The 15,069-nt window shown below is 58.7% G+C and carries 11 protein-coding genes and 1 pseudogene; 4 read left to right on the top strand and 8 right to left on the bottom strand.

Annotation, left to right across the window (positions count from 1 at the left end; genetic code table 11):
• Positions 1 to 293: 293 nt before the first annotated feature.
• From R1T45_RS02060 to R1T45_RS02030, 7 genes and pseudogenes are all read right to left on the bottom strand, one after another.
• Positions 294 to 767: a hypothetical protein gene (locus R1T45_RS02060; protein ID WP_317389061.1), complete on the bottom strand. Its 474-nt coding sequence runs from the start codon at positions 765 to 767 to the stop codon at positions 294 to 296.
• Between the two features lie 100 nt (positions 768 to 867).
• Positions 868 to 3,051, bottom strand: a complete 2,184-nt coding sequence (locus R1T45_RS02055; RefSeq protein ID WP_317389060.1) for a ParB/RepB/Spo0J family partition protein — start codon at positions 3,049 to 3,051, stop codon at positions 868 to 870.
• 113 nt (positions 3,052 to 3,164) lie between these two features.
• Positions 3,165 to 4,298, bottom strand: coding sequence for a helix-turn-helix domain-containing protein (locus R1T45_RS02050; protein ID WP_317389059.1), 1,134 nt, complete (start codon positions 4,296 to 4,298; stop codon positions 3,165 to 3,167).
• Between the two features lie 203 nt (positions 4,299 to 4,501).
• Positions 4,502 to 5,425, bottom strand: coding sequence for a ParB/RepB/Spo0J family partition protein (locus R1T45_RS02045; RefSeq protein ID WP_317389058.1), 924 nt, complete (start codon positions 5,423 to 5,425; stop codon positions 4,502 to 4,504).
• Positions 5,415 to 6,560, bottom strand: a complete 1,146-nt coding sequence (repA, locus tag R1T45_RS02040; protein ID WP_161489483.1) for a plasmid partitioning protein RepA — start codon at positions 6,558 to 6,560, stop codon at positions 5,415 to 5,417. Before repA ends, R1T45_RS02045 begins: the two co-directional genes overlap by 11 nt.
• Before the next feature lie 293 nt (positions 6,561 to 6,853).
• Positions 6,854 to 7,603, bottom strand: a pseudogene (locus tag R1T45_RS02035) (recombinase family protein); the annotation flags it as partial.
• Positions 7,604 to 7,694: 91 nt separating this feature from the next.
• The gene (locus tag R1T45_RS02030) at positions 7,695 to 8,804 is read right to left on the bottom strand and encodes a tyrosine-type recombinase/integrase (RefSeq protein WP_411041135.1); all 1,110 of its coding nucleotides are present in this window, start codon (positions 8,802 to 8,804) and stop codon (positions 7,695 to 7,697) included.
• Positions 8,805 to 8,960: 156 nt separating this feature from the next.
• On the opposite strand from R1T45_RS02030, the gene R1T45_RS02025 reads away from it, so the two are divergent.
• From R1T45_RS02025 to R1T45_RS02015, 3 genes are all read left to right on the top strand, one after another.
• Positions 8,961 to 10,604, top strand: a complete 1,644-nt coding sequence (locus R1T45_RS02025; protein ID WP_317389057.1) for a Mu transposase C-terminal domain-containing protein — start codon at positions 8,961 to 8,963, stop codon at positions 10,602 to 10,604.
• A complete protein-coding gene (locus tag R1T45_RS02020) occupies positions 10,597 to 11,475 on the top strand; it encodes a TniB family NTP-binding protein (protein ID WP_317389056.1) in 879 nt (292 codons plus the stop codon). The genes R1T45_RS02025 and R1T45_RS02020 overlap by 8 nt, the downstream gene beginning before the upstream one ends.
• 71 nt (positions 11,476 to 11,546) lie before the next feature.
• A complete protein-coding gene (locus R1T45_RS02015; protein ID WP_317389055.1) occupies positions 11,547 to 12,491 on the top strand; it encodes a hypothetical protein in 945 nt (314 codons plus the stop codon).
• A 216-nt stretch (positions 12,492 to 12,707) separates the two neighbouring features.
• Here the strand turns inward: R1T45_RS02015 and R1T45_RS02010 are convergent, their stop codons facing one another.
• The gene (locus tag R1T45_RS02010) at positions 12,708 to 13,484 is read right to left on the bottom strand and encodes an FCD domain-containing protein (RefSeq protein WP_099911065.1); all 777 of its coding nucleotides are present in this window, start codon (positions 13,482 to 13,484) and stop codon (positions 12,708 to 12,710) included.
• 149 nt (positions 13,485 to 13,633) lie between these two features.
• On the opposite strand from R1T45_RS02010, the gene R1T45_RS02005 reads away from it, so the two are divergent.
• On the top strand, positions 13,634 to 15,067 hold the full coding sequence (locus R1T45_RS02005) for an FAD-linked oxidase C-terminal domain-containing protein (protein WP_099911069.1): 1,434 nt from the start codon (positions 13,634 to 13,636) through the stop codon (positions 15,065 to 15,067).
• The last annotated feature ends 2 nt before the right edge of the window (positions 15,068 to 15,069 follow it).

Genomic DNA, 15,069 nt, shown 5'->3' with positions numbered 1-15,069 from the left:
TCGGCTCGCCCGAATCCGGCCGGCGGCACGGGCTTGCCCGTAGTCCGACCCCTCGTGGGTTGATCTCGAAGACGGGATTCGGGCCAAGGAAGGGAATGGCGAGCGGGGGATGGTGCCCTGACGACTGGAGCCGATTGTCCCGCTGTTGCTTTTGCCTCCAGCCTCCCGGCCAAGATCTTAGTTGAAGACGTCCTTCCTTGAGGATGGTTCTTTTGGCGCCCCGCGACTTCGGGGACAAGGTTGTGATGTATGAGAGGCCCGCGCTTGGGCGGGCCCCTCGGTTTCAGTTGGGCTCAGGCGGCCAGGTCCGCGCCCCCTGCCCTTTCGTCCTCTTCATCGCCGACGATTTCGAGCCGCGCATTGCGGTATCCTTCCTTGGCGATCCAAAGTTCGGCCGCAGTGACGGACTCCGCCAGATGCAGCAGCTCGGTGTTGCCGCCGAAGTCGAGAAGCACGCGCACCTGCCCGGGATTCGGATCCTCGGCCACCTCGAAGACGAGGGTGCTGTCAGCGGAATGGCTGCGCATGATGGTGACGAGGATCACACCGTCCGAGGAGAAATTACCCTCATGCAGCGTGAACGACGCGGGAGCCGTCCATGTCGGATAGGGCCGAGGTGGTTCCTTTTTCACAAGGCGGCCGACGCCGTTCGAGCGCTCCCAGGCCGCGAGCTTCTTGGTGAAACGTGCCGGTGGCTTGGGACTGCCGTCGGTGTAGCGGATCAGCGCCCCGAGGGAGGCGGTGTCGATGATGGTTGTTGCAGACATAATTCCTCATTCTGAATGCGAGCAATCGCACTCATCTTATTGATATTGTTACACTATAGTGTGATTGGGGGGCGGAATGCCCTCCCCCCGCTGGATCACGTTATTCGGCGGCCAGCATCGACGCGCCTTCAGCAGGCAGGCCATCTGTCAAGAATGCAGGAAGGTCAGTGTCACTGACACTTTCAGCCACTTCGACATCGACATCTGCCCCCTGCCCTTCGGCACAGTTCTCACCATCCAGCGCTACGAGATCGTTCCGGCGCAGAACCTCGGGCAACCAGCCGCTGCCCTTCAGCAAGCGCTCGGCTTCACTGGCCATCTCGCCTTTCTTCAGGTGATCGAGAAGCTGGGCAGTCCCCTCCCCCTTGGCCTCGCGCACGGCCTCGAGGATCCGGGCCTTGGGAACACGGTTGAGGTAGCCATCGACCGTCGGCTCCCAGCCCGCCTCGACCATATCGAGGTCCACCGCACGTGCCACGAGATCGGCATGCGCCATCCGGCGGGTCAGTCCGGTGGCCGAGATGCCCGCTCCGTAGGGGTTCACTTTCTCATGGAGCGCGTTGATCCCGAAGCTGAGGCAATGTGCCAGAAGGGCCAGACGGCTGCCCTGATCGAGCGCGGTCAGATAATCCCAGAGCGCGGCATCGTCGCCAAGCGGCAGATCGGCTTCCCATTCCGTGTGACGCTCGTCGACCAGCTTTGCCACCACGCTGTCCTTCAGATCGGGCGCCTGCGCCGACATGTAGACGTGACGCACGAATGCTTCGAGACAGCTTCCCGAAGCAGAGGAGGTGCGGAAGGTGTCCGTCACCAGCTTCAGCAGCAGCAGCGTCAGCGCGACATCCGGCGAGCGCCCGATTGCTTCACGCAGCGCCAGCGTCCGGTGGGCCGTCAACTCTATGAACAACCGCTCGGGCAGTGGCTTCAGCGCTCCGTCATCCTCATCCTCCGGCAGGTCGCCGCCAATCGGCTGGCCACCCGACATGATGACGGTTCCGACATGTGGGGCACTGCCATGGCCATCGGTAAGATCACGATCATCCCCCTGCCCCGCCACCGCAGGATCAGTAACGTCCTGGACCGCGGTCTCCTCAATGTGCTCATCCTCTGGACGCACATAGCCGCGATAGACTGCCAGCGCGCCGTAGCGGTCGAGCGTGACGAACGCCCCTGCCCGCCCGATCTCCTCCGCGTCGAAGATCAACGGCCGAGTCTCGATCTTTTCCATCTCCGCTTCCAACACGCCAAGCCGCGTGTCGATCTCGTCAGGCAATTCATCCTGACCCGCGTATTCCTCTTCCAGCGCCCGATACTCGGCGAGCAGCTTGGCATGAGCCGCGCCTTCGTCATCTGTCATTGGTGCGGGATCGCCGGACAGGGACCGCAGGCCGTGGCTGTAGCCGTAGGGCAGGTCAAGCGCGACCTCGATCCACTTCCAGCCCTCAACCGCAACCGTCTCAGCCTCGGCCTGGAGTTTTTCCGTCACCAGCCGATCAAGCAGGGCAGGGTCTTCGAGCCAACCGCCGTCATCGCCCTGAAAGAGGTCACGCAACATCGTGCCGCCCGCCGCTTCATAGGCCTCAACACCCACAAAGACCGCGCGCCGGTCGGACGCCCGGACCGAGGTCTCGGTCAGCATGCGTCGGATCTGGAATGGCTCCTTGTTCCATGAGGTAGAAATCACGTCCCAGACCTGAACCTGACGCGCGTGATCGGGGTTCACGGTGAAGGCCATGAGCTGCTCCAGCGTCATGCCATCCTCGGCATAGACATCAAGCAGGGCAGGGGCGACGGAAGCGAGTTTCAGGCGCTGCTTCACGATCTGCGGTGTCACGAAGAAGGCGGCAGCAATCTCTGCGTCGCTCTGACCCTTGTCCCGCAGCGCCACAAACGCGCGGAACTGGTCGAGCGGGTGCAAGGCAACGCGCTGCATGTTCTCGGCCAAGGAATTGTCCTCGGCCAGGATGTCGGACGCAGCATCCCGCACGATGCAAGGAATGGGCGTGGTCTTCGCCAAACGCTTCTGCTTCACGAGCAGGGACAATGCTTGGAACCGACGGCCACCGGCCGGGATCTCGAACTTGCCGGTCTCGGTCCCATCGTCAGCCAACACGGGCCGCACGCTTAGGCTCTGCAAGAGACCGCGGCGGGCGATGTCTTCGGCCAGCTCCTCGACGGACACGCCAGCCTTGATGCGCCGCACATTGGACTGGCTCAGCACCAGCTTGTCAAAAGGGATATCCCGTGAAGGGGACAGGGTAATTTTCTGGACAGCTTTCGTCATCAGATCTTCTCCACGACGGGCGCCGGAAGCCACTCTCCCGATCTCACTTCCCGTCACCCTCAAACCAACACTCCTTTCCCTCTCACGGTGGTCCTTGACCGCGGTCAAGAAGTTCATGTGGGAGCAAGTTGTGTGCGTAGGATCCTTTCGAAATAGGCGTCAGGGTGTTTGATCGTGTCTGCTCTTGCTATCAGGTAGTCGAAGACGAGAAGCAGTTTTCCCGCGCCAGCTTTCTGGATGCCATGCCGCAGTTCGTCTTGGCTTATTCTAAGCAATCGACCGAGGTCGTATAGAATGCGGGTGAGAGCTTCTCCTGTACGCGGCTGTTCTGGGAAAAATCCTGCAACATGGGTGAAATCTTCCCATGCCATGCGTGCTGGGTCTCGGTTCATCGTCGGTTTGGTTTTTGCGGTTTGTTCACCGCGATTGACCGTTGAGGGAGCAATCTTTTTAATATCTTTTTTTATAGACTCTGTGTGCCGGACATTTTGTCCGTTTGTGGCGGGCAGATCGTTGGATTCTGGTGCATAAGGTTGGTGTTCGATAGCTTGTAAATTATCTTCGGAACTAGCTTTTGCTGCGGCATGGTGTTCACCGTAGCTTGCGTCGGTATCGGCTCCGAGGGCTCTAAGTTCCGAGATAACGCTCAGGACTGCATCAACGGTTAGTGTTGCTCGACGCAGGACATTTCTGATCATGTTGAGGGTAGAGAGCTTTGCTTCATCGAAGCGTGTCTGTTGGAGTAGCGAAGCACGTAGGGCCAACGCCTCAGCCTTCAGTGAGCGCAAGCGCTCGCGTTCTTCGGTGAGTTGCAAGGCTTGTGTCGCGAGCGAGCCGTACCTCTGGATCAAGGGCTTCAGGTCGATACCGAAGGCATCTCTGATAACGCCTCCATACCTCAGCGGAAAGCGTTTGCCATTTGCTGAGTTCTTGCGTTCGATCAGTTCAGCAGCTGAGAGGCGTCCCAGGCTGCGTCGAAGTGTTCTCTCATCGAGTCCATTGGCGCGCTCTGAGAGAGAAGCGTTCGATGGGAACACGACAGTGAGCGTAAGTCGCTGGCTGTCCTGAATCTCACGTTCGTTGCGGGGTAGGAAGCTAATGAGCGCGGTCAGAACGGCGAGGTCATTGGTTGTGAGACCTAGCTCCTTCCTCAGTACGCGAACCGGGCCCAGAAGCTCGTAGGGGTTAGGGCAGGGCAAAGATGTCCGTTCCGCCAGAGCGGTTGTTGTTTCAGTTGCATGTCTCATGGTGTTTCGGAAGAAAAAGCTTCCCCGTTCACCGCGAGCGGTGTTGAAATCGATTCGTTTTGGGGGTATCAATCAGGTGTCGAGACTGATTGAGGCCCTTCGGAAGCATCGCTTTCGGGGGGTCTTTCTTTTTCTAGCCGGTCCTCCTTTCGTTCTCTGCTCGTTTCTTTTGATGTCTTGACCGCGGTCAAGACACGGGGTCGTCACTCCGGCCTGTCTTGACCGCGGTCAAGAAGCTCTGTGACCAGCTTCCGGACTGCCTCCTCAACACGAGGGACAAGATCCGCGTCCACAACGATGGTGATGCGGTTGCCTTTTCGGCCGATCTTCACGCGCTCACTGGGACGTGTCTTCTGCGTCGACGATTTGGTCGCTGTCAGCAAGGTAACCGCCGCTTCGAGACGGTCGGGGCCCGGTACGTTGCGAGGGATTTCGCCGGCAACTTCTCGGGCTCTCGCGACGTCTTTCTCGCACAGCCTGAAAAGCTTTTCCCAAACCCGTCGACCAACGCCGTGTGCAGGTCCGATAGCCTGGATTAGTTCCATCGGGATGCCTGTAGCGATACGGTTCATCCGCGAGACGAGCGATTCATCGATCTGAAGTGCCCGATACGCGATCGTTTGAGCGTTCTTGCGCGTTTCGTCGGTTTTCCCAAGTTCTCGAATGATCCCGGCGACAAACAGAGCCCTTTCGATGAACGATGGATCTTGGCGCGCATTATTCTCTACGCCTTGGGCAATGAGAGCTTCCTCGTCGGTCATCTCCATGACCGTAGCGCGCACTTTTTGACCAAGTTGGCGACAAGCGAGAAGCCGACGGCGTCCATAGACGATCTCAAGCGCACCGTCCTCGGTTCGGCGAACCAGCACTGGAACCTTTTGACCGTGCTCGCGGATCGACGAGACAAGCTCATCCAGGCCATCGCTTGGATCGATGCGGTCCATGACCGCGGACATCCGTATGGCGGTCGGGTCGATCAGCCGCGTGGCGTGTTTATCCTCTTCGAGCACAGATGCTTGTGCGCGAGCTACTGTCGGGCTCGTTCGCTTCACATCCAGATCCTCGTCCGAAGGCGGCGTTTTGCCCATCGCGTTCTTGAGTGAGTCCCCGAAGACCTTACGCGCCATGGCTACGCCCCCATGCTTTCAGGATTTCGCGTTCGACTTCGTCGGTCACGCGCGAGACGGACTCGATCGCGCGCTCGTAAGTTCTGCGGTTCACATCGCGAGGTTCAACCTCAAAGATGCTCTGCTGGGTGTTCGCAGCATCACCCACGGCTGTTGATTTCAGAAACTCGGCAGACAATACGGCATCCCCGAGGACTGTCCGAAGCAGAGATGAAATCTGCACCTGCGGACCATCCGTATTTTCGTAACGGGTGATCAGAACTCGCACGAAGTTCAGTCCATGTTCCGGGGCGTGTGCCTCGACGACGCCCATCAGGTTGCTGGCCATGCCCAGAAAGCTCGCCAGCGACATGACATCGAGCATCGACGCGTTGAGCGGGATCAGGACCCCGGTCGATGCAAAGAGGGCAGAGATCACAGAGAAGTTCAGCTGCGGTGGGGTGTCAAATATCACCACATCATATCGGTTGAGGACGGGCTCAAGTGCTTCCCGGATGCGGCTATGGAACGTGGTGGCGCCGTGTCTGAAGCTCAAGGCGACCTCAAACTCGTATTCCATGATGTCCATGGATGCCGGGATCAGATCCACGGTCGGGAAGTTCGTTTTGCGAATGATCTCTGCTGCGGGCAGTGGATCATCGGATCGGATAAGATCGTATGAAGTCGGCATATCCGGATCGAGCTCGGGAGTAACCCCGAACAGGTTTGTCAGGCTTGCCTGGCTGTCGAGGTCGATCAGCAAGACCCGGTATCCGCGCAGACCCAGTAGTTGTCCTACATGGGCAACAGATGACGTCTTTGCCGAACCACCCTTCAGGTTGAAGATCGTCAAGACCTGACAAGCCTCTCCCGGTCTTCTGTGCGGGTGTTCTTCTGGCTTGATCCTTCCAGTCTCGAGAAGTACGCGTTGTGCCTCGACCATCTCCTCTGCAGAGAAGCTACGGCGGTTGCCGCCCTCCAGAACACCTTCGGGGAAGCCTTCGAGGTTTGACACATGATGTCGGAAGGTGTTCTGATTAATGCGAAGAAGTTCAGCCGCTTCCCGCATGGCGAAGCGGCGGAGGCCCTTCTGAGCGTCCGGTGGGAAGGTTTCCTGCGCATGTTCACGCAACCGGCTACCAAGCCGCTTGGACATGACTTCAAATCTCTGGGAGGCCCGTATCCCGTTCATCACTGCCCTCAAGTCTTTATTGTTTTGCAAAGCTTAACAGATATTGTGGATAAATCCAGACCAAACCGTTGAGCGGCCTGAGCGCGTTGAGGGCGCTGATTTCTGTCGACGGTAAACTGTTAAAAATCAGCGTCTTGGGCGACTGCGCTCTCACTCTACTTCAACACCTCGTTGCTAGGTACGAAGTGACCACAAGATGTATTGTGAGTGCGTACAGAAATCAGTCGGCAGAATTGGATGGACGATTCTCGGGGATCTCAGTCGAGCAACCCCAGCCTCTCGGCCCGCTCCAGCAGCATCTTCACCGAAGACGGCTGCCAGCTTGTCCGCCCGCGGGGCGTGCGCTCGCGCATCGCTTCGAGCCGGGTGCAGATCGCCTGAAGCGTGATGTCGGGATCTGTGCCCTTTATGCCAGCAATAATAGCGGGCAGGCGGTCGTCGGTTTCGCGGCGCCCGGCGCGGGCCAGCACCTCGGCAGGCAGGAAGCCGTCGCGGACATAGGCCTTCACAGCGCGCAAGAGACGGCTTTGGGTCCAGCGACGCGCCTCGGGCAAGGGGCCGTTGATGATGCGCACCACGTCTTCCCAGGCCAAGTCGGGCCGCAGGCGGCGGACATGGGGCACCCAGTCCTGCGCCGTCTCGCTCAGCCGTTCCATATAACCGTCCTGTCGCGCCAGCCGCACCTTGCGCAGCGCCGCGGGATCGCGGGCGCGCAAGCCGGGGTTGCCGCCGATCCGGCCCTTGCTGCGCGCCGAGGCCAGCCCCGCCTTGGTGCGTTCGCGGATGAGGGCGCGCTCGAACTCGGCCGCGGCGCCGAGAACTTGCAGGGTGAACTTGCCCTGCGGCGAGGAGGTGTCGATCGGATCGGTCAGAGAGCGGAAAAAGGCACCTTTCGCCTCCAGCCGCTCGATCACCTCCAGCAGATGCGAGAGGGACCGCGCTAGGCGGTCGATGCGCACGACGACCAGCGTGTCGCCCTTGCCAATCCGCTCGAGCACGCGGGCCAGTGTCGCGTTTAATTCCCGATTTCAATTGTAGCCGTAAGCTGAAATTGAAGCGCTGGAATTTCACCTTAGCGCTTCACCAACACGCCCAGCTTCACAGCCCTGCGGCTTTGGTCAGGTTTACCTTGAACCTGTCGCGCCTGCGCTGGTAGCGCCGGGTCATCTCGGCCGACGCATGTCCGAGTTGCTTTTGAACATAGCGCTCATCAACCTCTGCCGACGAGGCGAGCCCGGCGCGCAAGGAATGGCCAGAGAACATTGCCAGCCTTTTGGCTTCCGGCAGATCGGATCTGACGCCACTCTTCAGAACGGTTGCCTTGATCAGCCGAGCGACGTGCTTGTCGGAGAGGCGGGCCTCGAGGGCACGTTTGCCGTCCCGCGAGGTGCGCACGAAGACCGGCCCAAAGTCGATCTTCGCAAAGTGTAGCCATTGCTCAAGTGCGTGGACAGGACAGGTATGGTCGCTTGAGCCGCGCCCAACCTCGACCTCGCGCCACCCGGTCTTGGCGTTCAGCGTCAGCAGAGCGCCATCTTCGAAAATCTCGATCCAACCGCCGGAGTCCGGTGTATCATCCTTGTGCACGTCAAGGCTCACGATCTCGGAGCGACGGAGACCTCCAGCATAGCCCAGAAGTAAGATCGTCCGGTCTCGAAGCCCGCGGAGATCATAGGGAAGGGTGCCCACCATGGCCTGGATGTCCTCGGGCAGGATCGCTTCCTTCTGAACCGGCGGACGAGCGTGTTTGCGTTTGATCCCGGCCAGAACCGTGGCGATGTGGCGGTTCTTGCGATCAAGAGTGAACCCGCGCTGCCTGACGTTCCAGGCAAGCCCCGAAAGACGGCGCTCAATCGTGGAGATCGAAAGGGCAGGGGCCTTCCCGGCTGGTGCAGCCAGATCAGCCAGATAAAGCCCAACCATCTCGGGCGAGGGGGGCAGGGGATCCGTGCCTTTCAGCCGGCACCAGCGGGTGAAGTGTTTCCAGTCGGCCGCGTAGGCCTTGTTGGTGTTCTCGGCCGTCGAGGCTTCAGCGTAATCGCGCGCGGTGTCGATCAGCCGGTCTAGCGCGCCGGAGCCGGCCACATGAGCGGGCAGAGCGATTGAGGCTCGGTCCCGAGAGGCTCTCTCGTCGTGTTCGTCACTGTTCGGCGCGGTATGGGGTGCTGAGCTTGAAATCTCGGACTCTGACCCGCCCGAACCCTCGATTTTGTCGTTCTGCCGAGGTTTTTGAGACTGGGTGCCATGTGTTTTCAATGGTTTGTGGTTTTTTCATTTTGAGATTGAGTTCGGGGTTATTGAGACTGTAGAGGGAAATGAGTCGATGTTTATGAGACTATCCCGCAGCTGCGCATTGATCAAGATATGTCCGATAATTTTTCAGCTGAAAAGGAATGGAACGCGGCGGAGCACCGTGCCAAGGTGCTTGCAGACTTGCCAGAACAACTGACCCAAGATGATGTCGAAACGGCTATGCGCCAGCTCGATATCAGCCGTGCAACGCTATTTCGCTGGTTGAAGAAATTTCGAGAGGATGGTCGTACCTCGGCTTTGTTGCCCAGCCCGCGTGGGCCGAGGCGCGGCATGCAGCCATTGGACCCGGATGTGGAAGTAATCGTCTCTCGCCAGTTCAAAGAGCTCTACGCCACCCGCCGCAAACCTACAAAAACGCGGTTTTGGCGCGAGGTGGCGGCAGATTGCAAGGATCTAGGGCTGGCCCCGCCCTCTATCCGGCGCCTTGGACGTTGGCTGGAGCGACACGACCAATCGAAGCTGATGGCCAAGCGGGAGGGTAAGGACAAAGCCGAACGCCGTCACTTGGCTACACCCGGCACCCTTACGGCGGCTAACCCGATGGATATTGTGCAGATCGATCACACTAAGGCGGATGTCACCGTGGTCGATCCCGTGACCCGGCGCCCCTTGGGCAGGCCTACCCTGACGGTAGCCATCGACGTGAACAGTCGCATGGTGCTGGGGTTTCACCTGTCGTTGGAACCGCCGTCGCTTCTGGCTGTGGCGCTTTGTCTGACCCATGCGGTGATGGACAAATCGCATTGGCTTGCGGCGCGCGGGATCGGCACGGGGTGGCCAGCGCGGGGCATCCCCAAAGTGATTCATGTGGACAATGGCGCAGAATTTCATGCCCACGCCTTCAAGATCGCCTGTTCGGAGTACCAAATCGATCTGCAGCATCGCCCACCTGGCACGCCGCGCTATGGCGGTCATATCGAGCGGCTGATCGGCACCATGATGGGCGCGGTGCATCTACTGCCGGGCTCGCATTTTTCAAACATCTTTGAACGTGGTGATCTTGATGCCGAAGCCGAGGCGGTGATGACATTGCGCGAGCTGGAAACCTGGTTAGCGCTGGAAATCACCGGCTCCTACCATGCGCGGGCACACCGGATGCTCGACACAACGCCGATTGCGGTATGGGCCGCTGGGGTGGATGAGGCTGCGCTGCGCATGCCCGCCGATCCGCGTCAGTTTCTGGTCGATTTTTTACCTTCCGAGCAGCGTGTTTTGCAGCGCGACGGGCTGCATCTCTTCCATATCCGCTACTGGTCGGATGAGCTGCGCTGGCTGATGGGCAGGGAAAGCCGCAAGTTCACGCTCAGATATGATCCGCGCGACCTCTCGCGGATCTTCGTGCTGACCGAAGATGGGATCATCGAGGCCCGGCCCGCCGATTTGACGCGACCAGCGATTACGCTTTGGGAACACCGGGCGGCGCGGCGCGCTTTGCGCGAGTCCGGGCGCCGTGCGGTGGATGAAGAGCTGATCTTCTCGACAATTTTGGCACAGCGTGACCTCGTGGACAGCGCTGAACAGCAGACAAAGGCGATGCGACGCCATCAGGCGCGGCGTTCACATCTGGAACCCGGTCCGATGATCGATGTGACGCCAGGTTCAGAAGCGCCGGAAGCCCTGCCTACGCCAGAAAAGAAAGGCAATGCGCTACTGGATCATCCAGGTTTCGCTGTCGAGGAGTGGTATGATGACTGAGTTTCCCCACCTCTATCCAGCGGCGCGCCAACTGGCCGCTCTCAGCGCCGAAGAACGTATTCACCGCATTCGCGCTGACCGTTGGATCTCTTATCCACGGGCAGAGGCCGCTCTGGCAAAGCTCGAAACGCTGATATCGTTCCCCGAACGGGCCAGAATGCCGAACCTGCTCATTGTTGGCGAAAGCGGCATGGGCAAGACGATGATCATCGAAAAGTTCACCCGCGATCATCCCGCCAGCTTTGACGAGACCACCGGCCGTCTACACATGCCGGTCGTTGCGGTGCAGATGGTGTCCGGGCCGGACGAGAGCCGTTTCTACCGCCGGATTCTGGCGGCCATTGGTGCTCCTGAACCGCCACGCGCCACGCTCGCTGTACTCGAAAGCCTGGCCCTGCGTCTTCTGTCCGAGCTGCGCCCTGGCATGTTGGTGATCGATGAGATCCACAGCCTGCAGGCCGGCACGATCCGCGAACAAGCGCGGTTTCTAAACATGCTACGCTTTCTCGGCAATGAGTTGCGCGTGCCACTGGTCTGTGTCGGCACTGCGCAGGCGCGCAACGCTCTGCGTACTGACGATCAACTTGTCCGCCGCTTTGAGGCTTTCGCTTTGCCGCCCTGGCGGGACGGGGAGGATGTCATCGGGTTGATCAGCACGCTTCAACGGACATTGCCGCTGCGGCGCGAAAGCCAGATCGATGAGAAGATGCTCACACGAATTCTGAGTGTCACCGGCGGTATCACCTCCGGCATTTTCTCGGTGATGTCACAACTGGCGATCGCCGCTATCGAGAGCGGAGAGGAACGGATTGTGCCGGGCGATGTTTCCAGCACTGGCAAGTTGCAGGCGGTTCTGGGGGAACCCGTGTGACGGGGCAGGGCCGTCTGCCGGTCGTTTTCCCACCTGAAGCAGATGAGCGGTTGTCGTCATGGCTCACCCGAATGGCCACGTTCTATGCCATGACAGTGCCGGAGTTGGTCGCCGAGCTTGGCTTGCCCGGTCGCAACGTGTTCGATCTGGAATGGCGTCTTTCGGAAGGGGAGGGGGCTTTGATTGCGGCGCGGACCGGAGTCCCAGAGGTGGCGTTGCAGGCAATGACCTACAGTGAATTCGTGCCGGACGCGCGGATCATGATCGCGCGGAAAAGCCGGTATTGTTGCCCGGATTGCCCGGCCGATGTTCACCGCAAGGCCGCGGCTCTTCCGTGGACGTTTAGCTGTGCCATTCACAGCACGGATTTACGCGACGTCGGCGGTGCCACCCTCGCCGACATCTTGGGGCCTGCGCGGTTCGACGCGCTGCAGGTGCATGTCAAAGCCGGTGCTGTTGTTCTCGATTCTTGGGCGCGGGGAGAAGGGCAGGGGGCTTTGGGGCCGGTTGAGATGTTGTTCTTTCTGACAACGCGGCATCGCCGGGCGTCGCCACCGAACGTTTCAGAGCAACCGCGGATGTCATTGGGCGCTAGGCGCGACTACCACACGTTCTTGACCACGCCGATCATTCGGCAGGCCTTGACCGTCATCGTGCCGGAATATGATCACGTTGCGCCCCTGTTGGCGAAACCCGTGCGCCCCGGCCTGCACGCCTTGGCACAAGGCTCGCTGTTGCAGAGTTTCGCGTTGACGGTTGGCATCGGCCGGATTGCAGAGGATCCAGTCGCTCGGGCAATTGAGGTCTTGCTTGTCAGCGATGCAGACGGGCAGGAGCGGCTGAGGAATGTGCTTAGGGCATGGCCTCTGTCGTTGAGGCGACGTATCTCAGCAAGGCTCTGGCGCGCTGAACGCGACGAGAGAGTCCGCCAAATCGCCGAGAAAGCCGCACGTCAGCGCCAGTCTCATAAACTCCGGTATGTCCAGTCTCACAAATACCGCTACAGAATCTCATGAACCCCGGTATGTTCTTCAGGGAAGTGCTTGAATCTCACCAATTCCGGCGTTCCGACAGAAACTAAAACGACATTGAACTGTTTGGCAACATATCTACATATGTCCGATAATGCAAACTTATTGGACATAGAGCAGGGCGGTAAGAAGCGGCGCTTGGGGCGTTATCTAATGGAGACAAGCGCCGCGCGATTGAGCAGTATCTGCAGCCTGCAGATGTTATTGCTTCTGGGCAGGAAGACTAATGCCGCCGCCGTTGAGGCGGCGAAGGGACAAGTTTAGTTCTGTCTGGGCGGCTTGGATTTTATTTGAGGCTTGTCGGATATAAGCTAGATGTTCATGCGCGGCATGCTGGGCAGTCTCCGGATCTCTACGCAAGATCGCCTCCCCAATCGCATGGTGTTGGTTGCGCAGCACTTCTCGCATCTCAGGAATATTAAACATATGGCTGCGATTCTGGATTACGTCGCTTTTCAGGTTGCTCGACAGCGCTCGCATAATTTGCAACAGCACCTTATTATGACTGGCCTCGTAGATAACTAAATGTAGGGCGATGTCCGCCTCATCTTCTTGGGCTGGTTCGTTCGCAGCGTCAATCTGGCGCAGACAGTCTCTGATACGACCATGGTCAACGTGATTGGCACGCTTGGCTGCCATTGCAGCCGCGTGACTCTCAACGACACCACGGAATTCCAGATAGTCGTCTCCAATTTCTGGATGTTTGGCGAACAACGTGATCAGCGGATCCGTGAACGCTGTCGCCCCTAAGGTGGCGACACGCATTCCGCGCCCTCTGGCTCCAACAAGCAACCCACGTTCTTTTAAAATCATTAGCCCATCACGCAGCGTGGGCCGTGAAACATCCAATTGTGTAGCCAGCTCTCGTTCAGCCAACAGCGGCTCATCCGGGCGAAGAGAGCCTTCCATGATCAGTGCTTCAATATGACGTGCTACCCTCTCGGCCGCCGATTCAGCTTTTATCGGATATTCTGACATCTTTGGGCGCCTGAGTATTGGTTGATTTCTACAAAAATTAGATCAGATGTAACTCTATTGGTCAATAAATAAAAAAGTTTGACATCAGCGGTCAAAACATCTTACCAATAATCAGTTGCTCACGTAAGAAGGGAATGTTTGTGTCCAGCATAGCAATGCCCCCACCAGACGCCAAAATTATCGCTCGGAAAGCCGTGATCGTCGATCGCTTGCAAGCGGTTCTGACCCGTGGCGCAGTGATCCATGCGGAAAGCGAAACTCGCGCCTATGAGTGTGATGGGTTATCAGCTTATCGCTGCCCTCCATTATGTGTGGTGCTCCCGACTTCTACCACCGAAGTCGCGGCGATCCTTAGAGTCTGTTACGAAATGGGCGTGCCTGTGGTGCCTCGCGGCGCGGGAACATCGCTTGCCGGGGGGGCAATGCCTACGGCGGATGCGGTTATCCTTGGCGTGGCGCGGATGAATAACGTGCTGGAAACAAGTTACGAAGACCGAATTATTCGGGTGCAAACCGGGCGTACAAATCTAAGCATTACAGGAGCGGTGGAGGCCGACGGGTTCTTTTACGCACCAGATCCCTCTAGCCAGCTTGCCTGTGCTATTGCGGGCAATATCGCGATGAATTCCGGAGGGGCTCATTGTCTGAAATACGGTGTGACGACGAATAACCTGCTAGGCGTGACTATTGTGTTGATGGACGGCAGTGTTATCGAAATCGGTGGTGGCCATCTGGACGCAGGCGGTTTGGACCTGTTGGGCGTGATCTGCGGCTCTGAGGGGCAACTGGGCGTTGTGACCGAAGCAACTCTGCGCATTCTGCACAAACCCGAAGGGGCGCGACCTGTGCTGATGGGCTTTGACAGTTCCGAAGTGGCGGGTGCCTGCGTCTCTGACATCATTAAGGCTGGAGTTCTGCCTGTCGCCATAGAGTTTATGGACCGCCCTTGCATCGAAGTTTGCGAGGCTTTCGCTAAAGCCGGATACCCGATGTGTGAGGCGCTGTTAATCGTCGAGGTCGAAGGCTCCAACCTTGAAATCGACGAACAGCTTGATCTGATCAAAGCAATTGCGCGCACCCATAATCCCGTTGAGCTGCGTGAAGCCAAGTCAGCGGATGAAGCCGCTCGCATCTGGCTGGGGCGCAAATCGGCCTTTGGCGCGATGGGGCAGATCAATGATTATATGTGCCTGGACGGCACGATCCCTGTGTCTGAATTGCCTTATGTTTTGCGCCGCATCGGAGAGTTATCCAAGCAATACGGTCTTGATGTGGGAAACGTTTTCCACGCAGGCGATGGCAATATGCACCCGCTGATCTTGTATAACGCTAATATCCCCGGCCAGTTGGAGACTTGCGAGGCGTTGGGCGCCGAGATCTTGAAGCTTTGCGTTGAGGTGGGCGGGTGTCTGACGGGCGAACACGGTGTTGGTGTCGAAAAACGTGACCTGATGCTAGTGCAATATACGCCTTCCGATCTTGAGGCTCAGATGGCCGTGAAGGATGTATTTGATCCTGCGTGGCTACTAAACCCTGCAAAAGTATTTCCTCTCAAGTCCAGTGAAAAACGCCGCACCGCATAGGG

Source organism: Sulfitobacter sp. LC.270.F.C4 (assembly GCF_032922545.1).
Lineage (GTDB): Bacteria > Pseudomonadota > Alphaproteobacteria > Rhodobacterales > Rhodobacteraceae > Sulfitobacter > Sulfitobacter profundi.
This window is presented reverse-complemented; position numbering and strand designations above follow the sequence as displayed.